General features: G+C 73.4%; 16 protein-coding genes and 1 pseudogene. 3 read left to right on the top strand and 14 right to left on the bottom strand.

Going from position 1 to position 20053, the window contains the following annotated elements; all coding sequences use genetic code 11:
* Positions 1–9: 9 nt before the first annotated feature.
* The 5 genes and pseudogenes from ACN26Y_RS20950 to ACN26Y_RS20930 form a co-directional block, all read right to left on the bottom strand.
* Positions 10–567, bottom strand: a pseudogene (locus tag ACN26Y_RS20950) (acetylxylan esterase); the annotation flags it as partial.
* 5 nt (positions 568–572) lie between these two features.
* Complete coding sequence (locus tag ACN26Y_RS20945) at positions 573–2945, bottom strand: beta-glucosidase family protein (protein ID WP_230688681.1); 2373 nt, start codon at positions 2943–2945, stop codon at positions 573–575.
* Positions 2946–2952: 7 nt separating this feature from the next.
* Positions 2953–3774, bottom strand: a complete 822-nt coding sequence (locus ACN26Y_RS20940) for a carbohydrate ABC transporter permease (RefSeq protein WP_230688680.1) — start codon at positions 3772–3774, stop codon at positions 2953–2955.
* The gene (locus ACN26Y_RS20935) at positions 3771–4715 is read right to left on the bottom strand and encodes a carbohydrate ABC transporter permease (RefSeq protein ID WP_422733331.1); all 945 of its coding nucleotides are present in this window, start codon (positions 4713–4715) and stop codon (positions 3771–3773) included. Before ACN26Y_RS20935 ends, ACN26Y_RS20940 begins: the two co-directional genes overlap by 4 nt.
* Positions 4716–4718: 3 nt before the next feature.
* The gene (locus tag ACN26Y_RS20930; RefSeq protein ID WP_155331926.1) at positions 4719–6017 is read right to left on the bottom strand and encodes an ABC transporter substrate-binding protein; all 1299 of its coding nucleotides are present in this window, start codon (positions 6015–6017) and stop codon (positions 4719–4721) included.
* Positions 6018–6191: 174 nt separating this feature from the next.
* On the opposite strand from ACN26Y_RS20930, the gene ACN26Y_RS20925 reads away from it, so the two are divergent.
* Complete coding sequence (locus ACN26Y_RS20925) at positions 6192–7253, top strand: LacI family DNA-binding transcriptional regulator (protein ID WP_370463263.1); 1062 nt, start codon at positions 6192–6194, stop codon at positions 7251–7253.
* A gap of 53 nt (positions 7254–7306) precedes the next feature.
* On the opposite strand, the gene ACN26Y_RS20920 is transcribed toward ACN26Y_RS20925, so the two are convergent.
* From ACN26Y_RS20920 to ACN26Y_RS20885, 8 genes are all read right to left on the bottom strand, one after another.
* Complete coding sequence (locus ACN26Y_RS20920) at positions 7307–8557, bottom strand: D-alanyl-D-alanine carboxypeptidase family protein (RefSeq protein ID WP_155331924.1); 1251 nt, start codon at positions 8555–8557, stop codon at positions 7307–7309.
* A gap of 78 nt (positions 8558–8635) precedes the next feature.
* Positions 8636–9574, bottom strand: coding sequence for a TerC family protein (locus ACN26Y_RS20915; protein ID WP_422734960.1), 939 nt, complete (start codon positions 9572–9574; stop codon positions 8636–8638).
* 213 nt (positions 9575–9787) lie between these two features.
* Positions 9788–10066, bottom strand: coding sequence for a hypothetical protein (locus tag ACN26Y_RS20910; protein WP_155331923.1), 279 nt, complete (start codon positions 10064–10066; stop codon positions 9788–9790).
* Positions 10067–10133: 67 nt separating this feature from the next.
* Positions 10134–11507 carry a PLP-dependent aminotransferase family protein gene (locus ACN26Y_RS20905; RefSeq protein ID WP_422734959.1) on the bottom strand — a complete coding sequence of 458 codons (1374 nt, stop codon included), beginning with the start codon at positions 11505–11507 and terminating at the stop codon, positions 10134–10136.
* Positions 11450–12583 carry an alpha-hydroxy acid oxidase gene (locus tag ACN26Y_RS20900; RefSeq protein ID WP_422733330.1) on the bottom strand — a complete coding sequence of 378 codons (1134 nt, stop codon included), beginning with the start codon at positions 12581–12583 and terminating at the stop codon, positions 11450–11452. Before ACN26Y_RS20900 ends, ACN26Y_RS20905 begins: the two co-directional genes overlap by 58 nt.
* Entirely contained in the window at positions 12576–13547 is a 972-nt protein-coding gene (locus ACN26Y_RS20895; protein WP_422733329.1) for an alpha/beta hydrolase, read from the bottom strand. Before ACN26Y_RS20895 ends, ACN26Y_RS20900 begins: the two co-directional genes overlap by 8 nt.
* The gene (locus ACN26Y_RS20890) at positions 13544–14770 is read right to left on the bottom strand and encodes a cytochrome P450 (protein WP_422733328.1); all 1227 of its coding nucleotides are present in this window, start codon (positions 14768–14770) and stop codon (positions 13544–13546) included. Before ACN26Y_RS20890 ends, ACN26Y_RS20895 begins: the two co-directional genes overlap by 4 nt.
* A 63-nt stretch (positions 14771–14833) precedes the next feature.
* Positions 14834–16135 (bottom strand): SGNH/GDSL hydrolase family protein, encoded by a 1302-nt coding sequence (locus ACN26Y_RS20885; protein ID WP_155331919.1) that lies wholly within the window; start codon positions 16133–16135, stop codon positions 14834–14836.
* A gap of 261 nt (positions 16136–16396) precedes the next feature.
* Between ACN26Y_RS20885 and ACN26Y_RS20880 the strand changes: the two genes are divergently transcribed.
* Positions 16397–17968, top strand: coding sequence for a class I adenylate-forming enzyme family protein (locus tag ACN26Y_RS20880; protein WP_155331918.1), 1572 nt, complete (start codon positions 16397–16399; stop codon positions 17966–17968).
* On the top strand, positions 17965–19179 hold the full coding sequence (locus ACN26Y_RS20875) for an MFS transporter (protein ID WP_155331917.1): 1215 nt from the start codon (positions 17965–17967) through the stop codon (positions 19177–19179). Before ACN26Y_RS20880 ends, ACN26Y_RS20875 begins: the two co-directional genes overlap by 4 nt.
* 168 nt (positions 19180–19347) lie before the next feature.
* Here ACN26Y_RS20875 and ACN26Y_RS20870 read toward each other — a convergent pair whose 3' ends face one another.
* Positions 19348–19875, bottom strand: a complete 528-nt coding sequence (locus tag ACN26Y_RS20870) for a hypothetical protein (protein ID WP_230688679.1) — start codon at positions 19873–19875, stop codon at positions 19348–19350.
* Between the last annotated feature and the right edge of the window lie 178 nt (positions 19876–20053).

The raw sequence follows: 20053 nt of genomic DNA, 5'->3' as shown, positions 1-20053 counted from the left end.
GCCGTTGTACCGCCACACCGACAGCTCGCTGGGGCCGCGCCAGGCGTTGACGGCGGCGAAGACCGTCGACGGCGGCACGATGTCGTCCATCAGCGCGACGGAGAAGCGGGCCGGCAGCCGGCAGCGCCGGGCGAAGTTCACCCCGTCGACGTAGGCGAGGGTGGCGAGCACCCGGTCCTCGGCGTCGCGGTGGACCGCCAGGTAGTCGCGGATCTCCCGGTACGGGTAGGCGTCGGTGCTGACCACGGCGTGCGGGATGTCGCAGAGGAACGGCACCCCGGGCCACGACCGCCCGCACCCCCGGCGCCAGGGCGGCGGCGGCCAGCGCCAGCCCGCGGGCAGCCGGAGCCGGAGCCAGGCCCGCACGGGCTGGCCCGCGTACCCGGCGAAGGTCACGTCGTACACCTCGACGGTCGTCAGCCCGGTCGCCACCGGCTCGGCCCGGACCGGCCATCCGGCCAGCCGGGCCGCGCCGATGGTGTCGGCCCAGAAGAGGTCGAAGTCCTCCGGGTCGGTGACGGCGCCACGGTGGGCCCGCAGCCGCTCCTCCGGGACGTCGGTGTACACGCCGGTCAACCGGCCGCCGGGGCGGGCGTCACCGTGAAGCCGGGGTGCAGGGCACGGCGGTGGTCGACGTGCCGGGCCGGGCCGTGCAGGCTGACGGCCGCGACCAGCCGCGGGTCGGTGCTGGACGCCGCGAGCCGCAGCTCGAGCGCGCCCGGCTCGACGACACGGCGCCCGTCACGCCCGGTGAACGCGAACAGGTCGGCCGGCACGGTGACCTCGACCCGGCACGCCGCGCCGGGTTCGAGGGGGATCCGGCGGTAGCCGACCAGTCGCTGCACGGGCTGCACGACGGACGCCACCGGGTCGTGGGCGTAGACCTGCACGACCTCGCTCCCCGCGCGGTCGCCGGTGTTGGCCAGGGTGAAGTGCAGCCGCAGCTCGCCGTCGGTGGCCGCCGCCGGCACGTCCACCACCAGGTCGGTCCAGGCGAAGGTGGTGTACGTCAGGCCGTGACCGAAGCCGTACGCCGGCGTCGGGTCGACGTTGGACACCCCGTTCGCCTGCCCCAGCCGGGGGCTCAGGTAGGTGGACGGCTGCGCGCCCGGCCGGCGCGGCACGCTCACCGGCAGCCGCCCGGACGGGTCGACCCGGCCACTGAGGACACCGGCGATCGCCGGGGTGCCCTCCTCGCCGGGGAAGAACGACTGCACGACCGCGGCGGCCTCGTCGACGGCGCGACCCAGCGCGTACGGGCGGCCGGCCAGCAGTGTCACCACCACCGGCGTGCCGGTGTCGAGGAGCGCGTCGAGCAGCCGCTGCTGCGCCCCGGGCAGGGCCAGCGACTCCGCGTCGCAGCCCTCGCCGCTGGTGCCGCGGCCGAACAGCCCGGCCCGGTCGCCGAGGGCCGCGATCACCACGTCGGCGTCGCGGGCCGCCGCGACCGCGGCCGGCACCCCGGTGACGTCGTCGCCGTCGACCGCGACCCCGGTCACGGTGACCAGCTCGCTGTCCGGGAACTCGCGGCGCAGAGCCTCCGCCAGGGTGGGCAGGTCGATGCCGAGCGGCACCTCCGGGTGGTGCGCCCCGACGTGGGCGGGGAACGAGTAGCAGCCGAGCACGGCGGTGCGCTGCCGCGCCTGCGGGCCGACCAGCGCGAGGCGCGCCGGCCGGTGCAGCGGCAGGGTGCCGTCGTTCGCGAGCAGGACGACGGCCCGCTCGGCGACCTCGCGGGCGAGGGCCCGGTTGGCCGGCGGGTCGAGGTCGAGGCGGCCCCGCAGGGCGTCCGGGTCGGCGAGATCGGTCCCGGCCAGGGCCGGCGGCACCGGGCTCCAGTCGGGGTCGAGGAGACCGAGCTGCGCCTTCTGCCGCAGCACCCGGCGTACCGCGCGGTCGACCAGGGCCTCCGGCACCCGGCCGGCGTCGAGCGCCTCCCGCAGGGGCGCGCCGAACGTGCGGACCGTGGGCAGCTCGACGTCCACGCCGGCGGCGAGGGCCGCCGCGGCGGCCTCGTCCCAGCTGCCGGCCACACCCTGCGTGGTGCGCAGGAAGGCGATGCCGAAGTAGTCGGCCACCACCGTGCCGTCGAAGCCCCACGTTTCCCGTAGCAGCCCGGTCAGCAGCGCCTCGTCGGCCGTCGACGGCACGCCGTCGGTGTCGGTGTACGCGGCCATCACCGACCGGACGCCGCTCTCCCGGATCGCCATCTCGAACGGCGGGAGCATCACGTCGGCGCGCTCGCGGATGCCCATCCCCACCGGGGCGTGGTTGCGGCCGCCCCGGGATGCGGAGTAGCCCACGAAGTGCTTGAGGGTTGCCACCACCCCGGCCGACTCGAGGCCCTGCACGTACGCGGTGCCGATGGTGCCGACCAGGTACGGGTCCTCGCCGATGGTCTCCTCCACCCGGCCCCAGCGGGCGTCGCGCACCACGTCGAGGACCGGTGCGAGGCCCTGGTGCACGCCGACCCGGCGCAGGTCGGCGCCGATCGTGGTGGCCATCCGGCGGATCAGGTCGGGGTCGAAGGTGGCCCCCCAGGACAGCGGCACCGGGTACGCGGTCGCGCCCCACGCGGCGAAGCCGGCGAGGCACTCCTCGTGGGCCACCGCCGGGATGCCGAAGCGGTTGGCGGCCACGATCCGTTGCTGCGTGCGCAGCAGCGACAGCGCGCCGAGCGCCGGGTCGACCGGCGCGGTGCCGAACGGGCGGGTGAGCTGGCCGAGCCCCACGTCCAGCAGGCCGTCGAGGTCGACCGGTTCCTCCATCTCGTGCTGGTGGGGGGCGACCTCGCCGCCGTCGGCGGACGCGCCGACCCACACGCCGTACAGCTGGGCGAGCTTCTCCGGCAGGGTCATCGCGGCGACCAGCGCGTCGACGCGGGTGTCGATGTCGAGGGCGGGGTCGGCCCAGGTGGCGGCGCCGGATTCGATGTCCAGGGTCACGTGGCGGTCACTTTCCCCCCACGCCCATCAGGCCCTGGATGAGGGCCCGGCGGGCGGTCAGGTACACGAGCAGGACCGGCACCATGGACAGCACCACCGCGGCCATCAGCCCGGGGATGTCGATGCCGTACTGCGTCTGGAAGTTGTACAGGCCAAGGGTGATGACCTTGGTCGAGTCGGACTGGGTGAGCACGAGCGGGAAGAGGAAGCCGTTCCACGCCTGGAGGGCGGAGAAGACGGCGATGGTGGAGATGCCGCCCCGGGACAGGGGCAGCACCAGGCGCAGGAAGACCCGGGTCGGCGTCGCGCCGTCGATGGCCATCGCCTCGTACAGGTCCGGGGTGATGTCCCGCATGGCGCCGCTGAGGATCAGCGCGCAGATCGGCAGGGCGAACGCGGCCGTGGGCAGGATGACGCCGAGCAGGTTGTCGTAGAGGCCGGTCGTGCTGATCAGGTAGAAGATCGGTACGACGACCGCGTGCGCGGGGATCGCCAGGCCGAGCAGGAACAGCCGGAACACGTGCCCGGTGAGGCGGCTGCGGCTGCGCACGATGGCGTACGCGAGCGGCGTGACGAGCAGCAGCACGATCGCCACCACGCTGGCGGTCACCACGATGGTGTTCAGGAAGTAGCGCCCGAAGCCCTGGGCGAACACCCCGGTGTAGTTGTCGAGGGTGAAGGTGTCCGGCAGGGAGATCGGGCCGTTGTCGCCGTAACCCTCGCGGGTCTGCACGGTGATCGACAGCATGACGTAGATCGGCACGCCGACGACGAGCAGCCAGGCGACCGCGCCGATCCCGGCGAGCCAGTTCGGACGGTGCCGCGTCACAGCCCCTCCAAGGTGGAGCGCATCTTGTCGTAGCCGGAGGCCCGGACCATGATCAGCGAGATGACCGTGGCCGACACGACCAGCAGCAGGGCGATGGCGGCGCCGGCGCCGAAGTCGAAGCTGCGGAACGCCTGCTGGTACATGTAGTAGGCGGTGATGGTGGTGTCGGTGCCCGGCCCGCCCTGGGTGAGGATGAGGACGGTCTCGAAGGTGGTCAGCCCGCCGACCACCATGATGACCAACGAGGTGATCATCGCGTTGCGCAGTTGGGGCAGCGTGACGTGCCAGAACTGGTGCCACCGTCCGGCCCCGTCGATCTCGGCCGCCTGGTAGAGCACCGCCGGGATGGCGCGGGCCGCGCCCTGGTAGATCAGCGCGTGGAACGGGATGTACTGCCAGCTGGCCACGAAGACCAGGACGGCGAGCGCACCGGCCCGGCTGCCGAAGAGGTTGCCGTCGCCGAAGAGCCAGCGCGCCTGGCCGGGCACGCCGAAGTTCGGGTCGAGCAGTGCCCGCCACAGCACCGACACGGCGGTGGCGGACAGCAGCAGCGGCAGGAAGAAGATCGCCGACAGCACCGCCCGGTTGCGCTGCCGGCCTGCGGCCCAGACACCGGTGAGCAGGCTGAGCGGGGTCTGCACGGCCACGCCGAGAGCGGTGAGCAGCAGGCTGAGCCAGAGGCTGTCGATCATCACCGGGTCGTCGGCCAACCGCCGCCAGTTGGCGAGGCCCACGTACTCGACGTCGCCGATGCCGGCCCAGCTGGTGAGGGACAGGACGACCACCAGGACCAGCGGGACGAGCGCGAAGAAGGCGAAGAACAGCGTGGCGGGCAGGGCCCAGGCGAAGCCCGGGCGGGCGAGCATCACCCCGCCGCCCGGGCGTCGCACGGCCCGCCGCTCCCCGGTGGTGGCCCGGGGCGCGAGGGTGGTGGCGGCCATCCGTCAGCCGGCCTGGAGCGACTGCATGGCCTTGATGAAGCCGTCGGCGTCCATCCGCCCGTTGGTGTACTGCTGCACCGCCTGGTGGATGGTGGTGGTGGCGGCCGGCGGGTACGCCTGGTCCCAGGAGAGCTGGAACGACGGCGCCTGCTTCACCAACTCGAACTGGAACTTCGAGTACTCCGGGTTCCCCGCGGTGTCGAGGAACTTCTCGGTGTTGACGGTGGTGGGCAGGTTGCCGATGCCGAGCTGCGCCTGGACGAACTCGTCGGAGTACATGAGCTTGAGGAACTCGGCCACGGCCTCCGGGTGCTTGGTCTTCTTCAGCACCGAGTAGAAGTTGTTGGTGTTGCCCGCCACGTTGCGCGGGTCGCCCTTGCCGCCGGGGATGCTGGGGAAGGCGGTCCACCCGAGGTCGTTCTTGGCGAACTCCGGCTTGGAGTCCTGGTGGGTGGAGTACGCCCACGAGCCCATCAGCTCGAAACCGGCCTTGCCGGTGGCCAGCAGGGTCGGCGAGCCCTGGTCGGTCCACTTCACGGAGTCGAAGTTGGTGCCGAAGGCGCCGGCGTCGGTGAGCTGGCGCATCAGGTCGAGGGCCCGGCGGCTCTCGGCGCTCTCCCAGACGCTCTTGTCACCGCCGAGCGCCGAGCGGAACAGCTCGGGGCCGGCCACCCGGTCGTAGAGGTACTGGTACCACATCTGGGTCGGCCACCGGTCGCCGCCGCCGAGCGCGATCGGGGTGATCTTCTTGGCCTTGAGGACGTTGACCGCGTTGAGCAGGTCGTCCCAGGTCTTCGGCGGCGTGAGCCCCGCGTCGGCGAGGACCTTCTTGTTGTGGAAGAGCAGCACCGGCTGCGTGCCCCGCATCGGGATCCCGTACGCCTTGCCGTCGACCACGGCGCTGTCGAACACCGAGGGCAGGAAGTTCTCCTTCAGACCCGGGTCCTTGGCGATCATGTCGTCGAGCGGTAGGAGCAGGTCGGCCTTGACGAACGGCGCGATGCTGCCGCCGCCCCAGTTGAAGAACACGTCCGGCGCCTGGTTGGTGTTGATGATCGTCTGGAGCTTCGTCTGGTAGTCGGCGCCGGGGATGGTGTCCAGGACGGCCTTGACCTTCGAGGTCTTGTTGAACGTCTCGACGATCTGCGTCTCCACCTTGTTGGTGGCGTCGCCGTACACCAGGATGCGGATCTGGTCCGCTTCACCGCCCGCGTCGTCGCCACCGCAGGCGGCCAGCGGCAGTGTCAGGGCGAGGGCGGCGCCGACCGCGACGGCGCGGGCGAGCCGCGATCGTAGTCTCATATCGAGGCCTTTCGTTGGTGGGGGTTGGGGGTGGGCGGACCGAAAGGTGTCCGATAAACTTCCGGAACGTTTCCGTAACTTGCTCGCACGCTAGAACCGCCCCGGCATGTCGTCAACCCCCATCCGTGGGGCAAGATGACCGTGGGACGGGCGAGCCGTTCCGGAGCTGCGGTGATGCCTGGCCGGTCTTCCCGGTCGGTGAAGGAGGCGCGGGTGGACACGGACGAGGGACGCAGGGTGACCATCACCGCGATCGCGCGGGAGGCCGGCGTCTCGGTGCCGACCGTCTCCCGGGTGCTCAACGGACGGTCCGACGTGGCACCGGAGACCCGGGAGCGCGTCGAGGAACTGCTGCGCCATCACGGCTACCGGCGGCCGGGCAACCGCACCGTGCACCGCGCCGGCCTGCTCGACCTGGTCTTCAACGACCTGGACAGCCCCTGGGCCGTGGAGATCATCCGGGGTGTCGAGGACGTCGGGCACGGCGCCGGCGTCGGCACCGTCGTCTCGGCGATCCACCGCCAGCCGGCATCCGCCCGGCAGTGGTTGCAGAACCTGCGGGCCCGGGCCACCGACGGCGTCATCTTCGTGACCTCGCACCTGAGCCCGCCGCTGCACGCGCAACTGCGCCGGCTCAACGTGCCGGTGGTGGTGGTCGACCCGGCCGGTGTTCCGGCCACCGACGTGCCGACGGTCGGCGCGACCAACTGGGCGGGCGGGCTCGCCGCCACCGAGCACCTGCTCTCCCTGGGGCACCGGCGGATCGGCTTCGTCGCCGGCCCGCCGCACCTGCTGTGCAGCCGGGCCCGCCTGGACGGGCACCGCGCCGCGCTGGAGGCGGCCGGGGTGGCGGTGGACGACCGCCTGGTACGGCCCGGGGACTTCTACCACGCCTCCGGATTCGCCGCCGGGACGGCCCTGCTCGACCTCGACGACCCGCCGACGGCGATCTTCGCGGCCAGCGACCAGATGGCGTTCGGGGTGTACGAGGCGATCCGCCGCCGGGGCCGGCGCGTGCCGGACGACGTCAGCGTGGTCGGCTTCGACGACCTGCCCGAGGCCCGGTGGGCGTCGCCGCCGCTGACCACCGTCCGCCAGCCCCTCGTCGAGATGGGGCGGCTGGCGGCGCGGACGGCGCTGCGGCTGGCGCAGGGCGAGACCATCGACTCACCCCGGGTGGAGCTCGCCACCGAGCTCGTCGTCCGGGACAGCTCCGCCCCTCCACCGGGTTCCTGAGCCCTCCCCACCCCGCCGGAACGCTTCCGGTAGAGCGACGGAACTTTCGGCGGTCAGGCGCGGCGCCGGCCCCGGCGGCGTCTCCGGGGTGACCGGGCCGAGCGCACCACCAGCGTCAGCAGGCCGGCCAGCCCGGCCACCGCCGCGACGATCAGCGGCCCCGGCCCGGTCAGCCCCTCGGGGAGCGGATCACCGGCGGCCACCCGACGGGCGGCGTCCCCGGCGGCCGGTGGCGCGGCGGACGCCGCGGCGTCCAGCTCACCCGGCTCGACCAGCCGGCCGACGGCGGCGTCCCGGGGCAGGGCGAAGCCCCAGTCGAGCAGGGCGGCACCCTGCTCCCAGCCCCGGGCGGGTCGGGACTCGGCGCCCAGCACCGTGACGACGAGCCGCCGGCCGTTCCGCTCGGCCGCTCCCACGTACGTGTGGCGGGCCAGGTCGGTGAAGCCCGTCTTGCCGCCGAGGGCACCCGGGTAGCGGCGGATGAGCGGGTTCTCGTTCTGGATCTGGAAACCCTTCGTGCGGGGCCGGCTCTGCGCGGGGATCTGGTGCGTCCCGGTCAGCGCGTACCGCCGGAAGGTGGGGTCGGCGAAGCAGACCCGGGCGATCAGGGCGAGGTCGTACGCGCTGGTGAACTGCCCCCGCCCGTCCAGTCCGGACGGGGTGACCGCATGCGTCTGCCGGGCGCCCAGGTGGCGGGCGAGTTCGTTCATCGCCCGGACGCCGCCGGCCCGGCCGTCGGCGCCGCCGCCGAGGCGGGCGAGCACGTTCGCCGCCTCGTTCCCGGACTGGAGCAGCAGGCCGAGCCAGACCGTCTCGACCCGGTAGCGCCCGCCGACGACCAGGCCGACCGCCGAGGAGCCCGGTTCGATGTCGAGGTCCTCCCGGGTCACGGTGACGACCTGCTCCGGATCGAGGCGCGGCAGCACGGCGGCGGCCAGCAGCAACTTCTGCACGCTCGCCGGGGTGGCGTGCTCGTGCGGGCCGCAGGCGCCCAGCACCTGTCCCGTGTCCAGGTCGGCGACGAGCCACGACGTCGCGGTCACGCCCGGCGGCCGGGGCGCGCCGGACGGGACGACGAGGCCCTCGGTGGCCAGCGCCGCCCCGCCCACCGCCCGGTCCTCGGCGACCGCCGGGGGCGGCGTCGGGCGGGGCGGACGCGACGGCGCGGGCGCCGGCACGGCCACCCGCGGGCACGGCACATCGGGGGCGACGGCGGTACGCCCCGGCGCGGCCGCGGCCGCCGTGGGGACCGCGACCGGCAGGAGAAGGGTGCTCGCAGCAGCCGCCAGCAGCCGAACTCTCATGTCCTCCGACTCCCTCGTCGACAAGATCACGTCAGACCCTAGTTGACACGGCCGCCGGCCGGGAGGGGTTCAGTCGGGTCACCGATCGGCGTCGACCGGCCGCGCGTCGCGGGTGGCGACGAGGCTCCACCCGATCGACACGGCGAGGGTCACCACGATGACGCCGAGGGTCACCGGGATGGGCAGCTTGCCGACCGGCGTCTCGGAGAGGATCAGCTTCACGCCGGCGAAGGCGAGCAGCACCGCCAGCCCGTAGTGCAGCTTGGTGAACCGGCGCAGCAGCCCGGCGAGGCAGAAGTAGAGGCTGCGCAGGCCCAGCACGGCGAAGGCGTTCGCGGTCCAGACGATGAACGTGCTGGTGGTGATGGCGAGGACGGCGGCGACCGAGTCGATGGCGAAGATGAGGTCGGTCGCCTCGACCGCGATCAGGACGACGAACAGCAGGGTGGCGACACGCCGGCCGTCGACGCGGGTGAAGAACCGCTCGCCGTGGTAGCGGGGATCGGTCGGGATCATCCGGCGGACCAGCCGCACCACCAGGTTGCGCTCGGGGTGGACCTCCTCGTCGTGGCGGAAGGCCATCTTCCAGCCGGTCCAGACGAGGAACGCGCCGAAGACGTACGCCGTCCAGAAGAACGTCTCCAGCAGTTCGGCGCCGACGAAGATGAACACCAGCCGGAATCCGAGCGCGCCGACCACGCCCCAGAAGAGCACCTTGTGCTGGTACGCGGCCGGGACCGCGAAGTACGTGAAGACGAGCGCGAAGACGAAGACGTTGTCGACCGAGAGCGCCTTCTCGATCAGGTAACCCGCGTAGTAGGCGCCGGCCGCCTCGTCGCCCTGCCACCACCACAGCAGGATGCCGAAGGCGAGGCCGGCCGCGACCCAGACGGCGGACCAGACCGCCGCCTCGCGGAACTCGATGACGTGGTTGTCCCGGTGCAGAAACAGGTCGACCGCGAGCATCAGCGCGATGCCGGCGGTCAGCGCCAGCCAGGCCCACCACGGAACGGACAGGGACATCCCGACTCCCCTCGACCGGCCGGCGCGGATCGCCGGCGTTCCGGCCGACGGTCTCCCCGGACCGCCGGCGCGGCGGCCCGCGCCGCCGGGGCCGCCAGCCCCGTGGCACGGCACGGAACGGGCGGCGCCGTACTGACGGCGGCGCGTCGGTGTCGGGTACTCCCCATCGAACTACGCATCATTATTCACGAAACGCAGTTCGCTTGTCTAGCGTCCGGACGGGGCCTCCGCCAACGGGCGCTTCAGGTGGTAGCGGTGCACCTCGGTGCTGCCCTGCACGTTGTTCACGTCCTCGGCCGCGGAGACCAGCTCCCACCCCTCACGCCCGACGCGGTTGAGGTGGGCGATCGCGGTGTCGCCGTACGCCGTGACGTCCCGGCGCGTCCCGTCGGGGGCGTACCAGATGAAGCTGACGTGGAAATTGCGGCCCTGCCCCTGATAGCGGCGGACCAGAAGGGCGTACTCCCAGGTGACCATGGCCATCATTATGAGTGTCCACCGAGGACGGCGGAACGCAGGCGGTAACGCATTGCCGTGCGGTGAACGCGGTGTGTCAACCGACCGGGACGGAGACGCCCCGGCGGGCCGACTCGTCGGCGACGAGCGCGGCCAACCGGTCCAGGCCGACGTCGATCTCGGCCGGGGTGACGGCGCTGACCGACAGCCGCAGCGCGTGGACCGGCGTGCCGTCGTCGTAGAAGTGCGCCATCGGCGTCCACAGCACCCCGAACTCGCGGGCCGAGCGGTGCAGCAGGGCGTCGTCGACCGGGAACGGCACGGTCACCACCACGAAGAAGCCGCCGGTGGGCACGGTCCACCGCACCGGCGACCCGGCCGGGAAGCGCCGCCCCAGGCCGTCGACCAAATGATGGAGGTTCCGGGTGTACGCGGCCCGCTCCCGGACGGTGGCGGCGACCAGGCTGCACCCGTGCTCCAACAGCGCACCCCCGACCACCGCCTGGGCGATCGGCGAGGTGTTCACCGTGACCATGCTCTTGATCTTGGCGAGCTGGTCGGCGAACAGGCCCACCGTGCCGTCCGCACCGGCCACCCGCTGGTCGGCCACCACGTAGCCCACCCGCGCGCCGGGCAGCACCGTCTTCGCGAACGAGCCCAGGTAGACCACCCGGCGAGCGGTGTCGAGCGCCTTGAGCGTGGGCAGCCGCCGGGCGTCCCCCGCCGGGAAGAGACCGTACGGGTTGTCCTCGACCAGCAGCAGGTCCTCCTCGGCGGCCAGGTCCAGCAACGCGCGCCGCCCGGCCACGCCGATGCTCGTCCCCGAGGGGTTGGCGAAGTCCGGCATCAGGTAGCAGGCGCGCGGGCGCAGCCCCTCGGCCCGGGCGCGCCGCACCTCGGCACGCAGGTCACCCGCGTCCACCCCGGACGGCCCGCCGGCCACCGGGCGCACCGGCAGGTCCAGCAGCCGCGCCGCCCCGGTGAGCCCCACGTACGTCGGTGCGACGGCGAGCACCACGTCGTCCGGGCCGGCGCGCAGGGCCCGCAGCACCAGGAACATCGCCTCCTGGCACCCGACCGTCACGACGAGGGCCTCCGGGTCGACCGTCAGCCCCTCGTCGACGGCGAGGTTGCGGGCGACCAGGTGGTGGACGATCCCCTTGGTCCGCCCGTACTGGAGCAGGGTGCGGTGGACCTGCTCCGGGGTCTGCCCGAGGTCGTCGGCGAGGTGCCGGCGGAAGGTGTCCAGGTGCCGGTGCAGCGCCGCGACGTCGAAGAACTCCTCGTACGGCCGCCCGGCGGCCAGCGACACCGCATCCGGGTAGTGCTGCGCCACCTCGTTGAGGAAGTTCATCGAGTTCAGCGCGGCGTCGTCGAGGGCCGGGTGCAGGTCGGCCACGTGCAGGTCCACGGTCATGCGCACTCCACCGTCGTCGTCCGCAGGTCCCGGGCCTCCGCCGGGTCGGCGCAGCCGGCCAGCGCGAGCGCGTCCCGGAACTCGCCGGCCAGCAGCGACAGCGCGGTCTCGGCGCCGGAGCGGCCCCCGGCGGCGAGCGCCCAGAGCATCGGGCGGCCCACCAGCACGCCGTGCGCGCCGAGGGCGAGCGCGCGCAACACGTCGACGCCGCCCCGGACACCGCTGTCGAGCAGCACCTCGCACCGGCCGGCAACCGCCTCGACCACCCCGGGCAGCGCGGCGGCACTCGCCGGTGCGCCGTCGAGCTGCCGCCCGCCGTGGTTGGAGACCACCACCGCGTCCACCCCGGCCTCCGCCGCGCGGACGGCGTCGCGCGGGTCGAGGACGCCCTTCACCACCAGCGGGACCGGGGTACGCTCGCGCAGCCAGTCCAGGTCGGCCCAGGTCACCGCCGGCGCGAAGACCTCGCCGGTGTGGGCGGCGACGGCGGACACGCCCGGGGTGGCGGCGTGCGCCAGGTCGTCCCGGCCGGCGGGCAGGTTCGCGGCGATGACGTGCGGCGGGATGGCGAACGAGTTGCGCACGTCGCGCAGCCGGCGGCCGAGGATCGGCACGTCCACGGTGAGCACCAGCGCGGCGCAGCCCGCCGCCCGGGCCCGGTCCAGCAGGTCGGTGACGAGCCCCCGGTCGCGCAGCCAGTAGAGCTGGAACCAGACCGTCCCGCCGGCGGCGGCGATCTCCCCGATCGGCGCGCTGCTCAACGTGCTCGCCACGTACGGGACGCCGGCGGCACCGGCCGCGCCGGCGAGCGCGGTCTCCCCGTCGGGGTGCAGCAGCCGCTGGTACGCCATCGGTGCGACCGCCACCGGCAGCGCGTGGGTGGCGCCGAGCAGCCGAGCCTCGGTGCGCGGGGTGGCCACGCCGCGCAGCACGCGGGGCAGCACGCCGACCCGGTCCAGGGCGCGACGGTTCGCCGCGAGCGTGGTCTCGGCGCCGCTGCCGCCGTCGACGAAGTCCCATACCTCCGGCGGTAGCACCGCCCGCGCCAGGTCCGCGAAGTCGGCGAGTCCGGCGGGGGCGGGTGGCTCGCCCAGCGGCACGTCCGGCTTCGACAGGGACGTCTCAGACATCGCCGGTCACCGTCCCGGCCGGGGCCGCCACCGCCGGTTCCGTGAGCCCGAACCGCTCGCGCAGGAACGCGGCGGCCTCGTCCTGGGCGCGCCGGCCGTCGTCGAAGGTGCCGGGCATCGCGAAGAAACCGTGGACCATCCCGGCGTACCGGGTGCGGGTCGTCGGCACTCCGGCGTCGCGGAGCCGGTCGGCGTACCGCTCGCCCTCGTCCCGCAGCGGGTCGTGCTCGGCGGTCACCACCAGCGCCGGCGGCAGCCCGCCCAGGTGGTCGGCGAGCAGGGGCGAGGCGAGCGGGTCCCGGGCGTCGGCCGGGTCGGCCAGGTAGTGCGACCGGTACCAGGCGACCGAGCGCCGGTTGAACAGCAGCGGGTCGTCGTCACCGGCCGGCTCGGCGGTCTGGTCGGTGTTCGGGTAGACCAGCAGCTGCGCCGCCAGCCGGGGACCGGTGTCGCGGGCCAGCAGGGTGACCGCGGCGGCGAGGTTCCCGCCCGCGCTGTCCCCGCCGACGGCGAGGCGTTCCGGGTCGGCGCCGAACTGCGCCGGGTGCGCGGCGACGAAACGGAGCGCCGCGTGGCAGTCGTGCACGGCCGCCGGGAACGGGGCCTCGGGGGCGAGCCGGTAGCCGACGGTGACCACCTGGCACGGCACGGCGTTGGCCAGCCGCCGGCAGATCCCGTCGGCGGTGTCGACGCTGCCCAGCGTCCACCCGCCGCCGAAGAACCAGAGCAGGGTGGGCAGCGGTCCCGGGCCGGCCGGGCGGTGGATCCGGACCGGCACGTCGCCCGCCGGGCCGGGAACGTGCGTGTCGCGTACCTCGTGCACCGGTTCGACCACGCCGGAGCCGGCGCGGATCGCGGCGAGGTCGGCGGCGCGCGCCTCGGCGAGGGTCTGGGTGTACAGCGGTGGCGTGCCGGCGGCCGCCCGGGCGGCCCGGTACGCCACGGCCTGGGGATGCAGGCTCACGGTCGCTCCTCTCCCCCGGTGCCGACCAGGAGCTTGTCGATGCCGCGCAGGAACAGGCTGCCGCTGTAGGTCGGTGGCTCCTCGACGCGCAGCCGGGGGAAGCGGGACAGCAGCCGGGGCAGCGCCAGCCGCCCCTCCAGGCGGGACACGGCGGCGCCGAGGCAGTAGTGCGGGCCGATGCCGAACGCCAGCGACGGCGGGCCGGGGCGGCGCGGGTCGAAGCGGTCCGGGTCGGGAAACCGGGCCGGGTCGCGGTTGGCCGCGGCGAGGACGAGCAGGACGTTCTGGTCGCGGGCGACCGGCACGCCGCCGAGTACGGCGTCGCGCGGCGCGGCCCGGGCCAGGAAGTGCACCGGCGCCTCCAGCCGCAGGATCTCGTCGACGGCGCCCGCGGTCAGCTCCGGGTCGCCGGGCAGCGCGGCGGCCACCTCGGGGTGGGCCAGCAGCAGCGGCAGGCCGTTGCTGAACATGTAGACGGTGGTGACGAAGCTGGCGTTGAACAGCACGATCAGGTTGCTGATCAGCTCGTCCTCGGTCAACTCGACACCGCCGGCGTCGACCGCATCCACGAGTCCGCTGATCAGGTCCTCCCCCGGGTTGCGACGGCGGTGGGCCAGCAGGTCCGCGTAGAAGGCGCGCAGCTCGGCGCCGGCGGTGTTGGCGGCGGCGAGCCGCTGCGGGGTCTTGCCGGCCACGTCCAGGAACTCGTCGATCCGGTCGACCCGCTCCCGGTACCAGGCCAGGTCGGCCTCGGGGATGCCGATGAACTCCGCCATCACCCGGGCCGGCAGCGGGTACGCGAAGTCGGCGACGAAGTCGGTTCCGCCGCTCCCGGTGTCGGCCATGCCGTCCAGCAGTTCGTCGGCGACCCGGAGGATCGCCGGTTCGAGCGCGCCGAGCCGGCGCGGGGTGAAGGCGCCGGCGAACACGTGCCGCATCCGGCCGTGGTCCGGCGGGTTGACGAACATCATCGACGTCTGGAAGGTCCGCAGGATCTCCTGTTCCTCCCAGCCCGGTGGGGGCTGCTTGTACCACTCCGGGTCCCGCAGGACCGCGTCGACGAGGTCGTAGCCGACCGCCACGGCGGCGATCGCCCGGTGCTCCGGGCGGGGCGGCAGCGCGGTGATCGGCCCCAGCCCGTGCAGCCCGGCGTAGATCGGATACGGGTCCTGCCGGCCCTCGTCGCTGTAGAGACGGGTCAGCAACTGCTGGACGTCCACCATGGATGCTCCTCCCCAGGATGCGGTGGTGCGGGCGGCGGGCTCCCCCGCCGCCCGCACCGGGGGTCAAAGGCCGAGCAGGCGCAACGGCACGGCGTTCGCCATCGCCTGGTTGCCGGCGTCGTTCGGGTGGATGTGATCCCCCGAGTCGTACGCGGGCAGCAGCCGGCTGGGCTGCGCCGGGTCGCGCAGCACTTGGTCGAAGTCCAGCAGCCCGTCGAACTCGGTGCTGCTTCGCAGGTACGCGTTCACCGCCTGCCGGGTCGCCTCCTTCTCCGGCGTCCACACGCCCGGGTTGCCGTGGCCCTCGTACGGGGTGAGGGTGGCCACGAGGCTGCGCAGGCCGCGCGCCTTCACCTGCTGGTTGATCTGCCGCAGCGAGGCGATGACCGCGTCGGCGGAGTCGCCCGACATCCAGATGTCGTTGATTCCCAGGTGGGTGATCACCGTCCGGGCGTCGGTCTGGGCGAACACGTCCTCGTCGAGCCGGGCCAGCGCGTTCGGCCCCAGCTCGTGGTAGCCGGGGAAGCCGCCGGCGCCCGGCTCCGGGCCCTCGTGGTTGAGCCGGTTGCCGGCGAGGCTGGCGTTCAGCACGCCCGGGGTGCGGACGTCGGGGCGGGCGTCGATGAGCCGGTCGGCGAGCAGGTCCGGCCAGCGCTTGTTGGCGTTGACGGTGCTGCCGTTGCCGTCGGCGATCGAGTCACCGAAGACCACCACCGAGCCGGGGCTGTGCCGGCGTTGCACGTCGATGCCGGACAGGAAGAACCAGCAGCAGTTCGGCCGGATGGTGAAGCCGGCGCCGTCGGCGGCCGACGTGAGGTCGGTGGCGCCGATGAAGTTGGTCTGCCGGGACTGGCCGTGGAAGGTCACCGGGCCGGTCGGGGTCGGGAAGTGGACGGTGAGCACCAGGTCCTGCTGATCCCCGATCGGGAAGGCGATCGGGTCGCTGAGCAGCTCGGCGCCGCGGTTCATGGTCGCCGAGGTGGCGCCGCCGAAGGTCAGCTCGCGCAGCGTCGCGGGGTCGATGTCGGACACGTCGTCGGGGGTGCCGGTGTTCGGACGGGCGATGGTCGCGCGGCCGACCTTGACGGCCTGCTCGCCGTACATGTTGCTGAGCCGGACCCGCAGGACCGGCCCACCGACGGTGGTGTGCACGACCATGCGGACGCTCTGGTTGTTGAGGCCGGTGTTGGTCAGGCCGGTCGCGTTGCCGCGGGTGACCGCGGTCGCCCAACTGGCCGCCCAGGTCGTCCGGCCGCGCTCCGTCCCGGTGGACGACGGACCGGCGCTGGCCACCACGGCGGGGGTGCCCGCCACCAGCAGCGCCGCCGCGGCGGTGACGACATGCCATCTCTTCGGGGTCGACATTGAACCTCCATCGTCGGCAGCCCAGAACCCCGTCCGTCGACGGCGTTCACCTGGGCGATGGTCCGGAACCTAGCCGCCGCCGCTGACGGGCGTCAATCGACCTGATCGACGTGATCAAATGTCCCGCCGGGGCCCGCCGGAGGCCCCTTCGGCTCCTGTCCGTCCTCGCCCGGTCACCCTAGGCTGCGGGTGGCAGCGCGGTCGCCGCAGCCGCGCACGCCGTTTCCGCACCACGCGGCGTGCGAGGATGGGGGTGTCCGGATGACCGACCGACCACAGCCGGGGTACGTGCACCGCGCGCTGGACCTGTTCGCCGGGTACGGCGACCGCGAGGCCCTCGTCGGCGGCGGGCGCCGGCTCACCTACACCGACGTGCACACCGCGGTACGCGGGTTCGCCGCCACGCTGGTCCGGCACGGCGTACGCCCCGGCGACGCGGTGCTCGTGTCGCTCGGCAACCCGGTCGAGGCACCGCTGATCCAACTCGCCCTGCACCTGCTGGGCTGCCGGACCATGTGGGTCGCCCCGGTCACCTCCCGCCGGGAGATCGACGAGTTCGTCCGGCTGGCCCGCCCCGACGCCCTCGTCCACGACCCCCGCGACCCGGCGAACGTGGGCACCGAGCTGGCCGCCGGGCTGGCGGGCGTACCCGTGCTGGGCCTCGGCGCCGACCTGGACCTGACGGCCGGCCCCGACGCGTCCGCGCTTCCCGTCGACGTGCCGGTGCCGGAGTCGTTCCTCCAGACCTCCGGCACCACCGGCACCCCGAAGCTGGTGCACCACCGGGAGAGCTTCTACGCGCAGATCCTCGCCCTCGCCGCGGACTTCCGCGCCGCCGGGTTCCCGCTGCTGCGGCACCTGTCGTACTCGCCGATGTGGCTGGCCAGCGGCCAGATCACGACACTGTTCAACCTGTTCACCGGGGGCGTGCTGTTCCCGCGGGACGGGTGGGACGCGACGGCGTTCGTCCGCACCGTCCCGGCCGAGCGGATCACCTCCACCTTCGTCACCCCGCCGATGCTGTACGAGGTGCTCGACCACCCCGACCTGCCCGGCGCCGACTTCTCGTCGATGTTCATGTTCAACGTGGGCGCCGGGCCCGCCGCCCCCGCCCGGCTGCGGCAGGCGATCGCGCGCTTCGGCCCGGTGCTGCGCATCGTGTACGGCCTCAGCGAGGCGGTCGTCGTCACCGCCCAGCCGGGGCTCACCGAGGACCCGACCCATCCGGAGCGGCTGCGCTCCTGCGGGAAGCCGTACGGCGACGTACGGATCGAGATCCGGGCCGAGGACGGCACGGTGCTGCCCACCGGTGTGGACGGCGAGGTGTGGGTGCACACGGCGCTGCGCTTCGCCGGCTACCACGGGCAGCCCGAGCTGACCGCCGACACGCTGGTCGACGGCTGGGTCCGCACCCGCGACATCGGGCACCTCGACGCCGACGGCTACCTCTACCTGGTCGACCGGCTCCAGGACCGGATCCTCACCCGGCAGCGCAGCTGGCCGATCTACTCCCGGCCGATCGAGGACGCGCTCGCCGCGCACCCCGCCGTCCGCGCCGCCGCGGTGATCGGCGTGCCCGACGAGGTGGCCGGCGAACTGCCGTACGCGTACGTCGTGCCCGCGCCCGGCGCGGCGGTGACCGGCGCCGAGCTGATCGACCTGGTCACCGCGACGCTCAGCGACACCTGGGCGCCGGGTGGCGTGGCGTTCGTCGACGCGCTGCCGCTGAACCGGTCGAACAAGGTGGACAAGCGGGCGCTGCGCGCCCGGTACGCGGCGGACCACCCGTCGGCCGTCGAGCATCCGGAGGCCTCGATCGGCAGCCGCGCGTGACCGCCCGGCGGGAACTGGTCGCCCTGGTCGGCGCCGACCTGCTGTCCAACCTGGGTAGCCGGATCTCGGTCGTCGCCATCCCCTGGCTGGTGCTGGAGACGACCGGCAGCCCGACGAAGATGGGGCTGGTCGCGGCTGCCGAGACGCTGCCGTATCTGCTCTCCAGCGCGCTCGGGCCGCCGCTGGCCGACCGGATCGGGCTGCGCCGCACCTCGATCCTCGCGGACGTGGGCAGCGCCGGCCTGATGGTGGCCGTGGCACTCACCCCCTGGATCGGCTTCGGCGCCCTGGTCGCCCTGGTCGCCGTGGTGGGCACGCTGCGCGGCGTCGGCGACCGGATCAAGCACGTCATGTTCCGCCCGGTCGCCGAGGCCGCCGGTGTGAAGCTGATCCGGCTGACCTCGGTCTACGACGGGCTGGGCCGGGTGGTCACCCTGCTCGGGGCCGGCCTGGGCGGGCTGCTCATCTGGTGGTTCGGGGTGACCTGGGCGATCCTCATCGACGCGGCGAGCTTCGCCGTCTGCGCGCTGATCGTGGCGGCGCTGGTCCGCCCGCCGGCACCGGCCGGCGCCCCGGCCACCGCCACCCAGGGCTACCTACGGGCGCTCGGCGGCGGCTTCCGCTACCTCGGGCGGGACCACACGCTGCTCGGCATGCTGCTGGTGATCTCGGCACTCAACATGGTGGTGAACGCGAGCATCGCCGTGTACATCCCGCTGTGGGTGGCCGACGTGCTGGGCACCCCGGCCGGGCTGGGGCTGGTGCTCGGGGCGTTCTCGGCCGGCGCGCTGCTGGGGAACCTCCTGTTCACCGCGCTCGGCCCCCGGCTGCGCCGCGACCTGACGTTCGCGGTCGGTGCGGCCGTCAGCGGCCCACCCCGGCTGCTGGTGCTGGCGCTCAGCGACGACCTGTCGGTGGTGCTCGCCGTGACGTTCGTGTCCGGCATCGGCATCGCCGTGGTCAACCCGCTGCTCGGGGTGGCGCTGTACGAGCGGCCCCCGGCCGACCTGCAGACCCGGGTGATCGGGCTGGCCGGTTCGCTGGCGTTCGCCGGGCTGCCGCTGGGCGCTCTGCTCGGCGGCTGGTCGGTCACCGCCCTGGGCCTCGGGCCGGCGCTGGTGGCGGCGGCGCTGTTCACGCTCGTCGTCACGGCCGTGCCCCTGGCGACCGCGCTCCGCCCGCAACCCCGCCCCGCGCCTGCCGAGGTGTGAGGAGTCGGCCACCCGCGTCCAGTTGCGCCAGTCCCCCTGGCGGTGTCTTGTGGCCAACACCGCGAACGAGAGAGGGACAGCATGACGGAGAACATCATGGTGCGGCGCGGCGGTGCACTCTTCGTGCAGAAGGCGAGGGGTTATCGGCCGCGTGTGGATGGGCGGCTGCTAGCGGTTACCTCGGCGCGCAGGGCCGCCGTAAAGATGGACACGGTTGTCGACATCGCAGTCCGGTTCGCCGCTCAGAAACCGGTCGTGTGCAACATCGCCGTTGCTCACATGGAGCACCCAGTCCTCGTAGTACCAGCTGGGGTCGCACGCGCAGTCGGTGAACCGGAACCGGAAGTTGGCTCTATACCTGCCGACCTGCCCGTGCGTGAGGGTGAACAGCTGAGTCGACACTCCCGTCCGGGGAAACGCCGCCCCGCCGGGCAGGCGCTCGACGGTTACCGCCGAGCCGTCGAAGGTGAGCCACAGAGTGAGGCTGCGGGCGATGCTCACGCCGCCGGCCAGTACGTCGGCGCGTCGTGCGTAGCTGGCGGCCTCATCAGCCAGGACGTCATGGACCACAACATCGCCTGTTGGCAACGGCGCAGGAAGTATCAACGGGCGGTTGAGTCCTCGACGGGCGTCGGCCTGTGGCGCACCGCGCCCAGTCGCGCTCCATCGCACGCGCACCCGCTGGATGACGATCACGCCCAGACCATGGCTCACGGGCTGCACGTCGCGCCAGCCGATATCCGCTTATGCGGCGATCCGATCGTTACAGATCGTTACGGTGGCAGGCGCCGCTGGCGCACGATCATGCCGAGAAGAGTGCTCCTGCGCATCGAGTTCTTGCGATCACGGGGGAAGTTGGGATGACGCGAAACCG

The organism is Micromonospora sp. WMMD558, from assembly GCF_049315255.1.
Classification (GTDB): Bacteria; Actinomycetota; Actinomycetes; order Mycobacteriales; family Micromonosporaceae; genus Micromonospora.
Note: the sequence above shows the minus strand (reverse complement) of the source record. Positions and strands in the feature narration are given on the sequence as shown.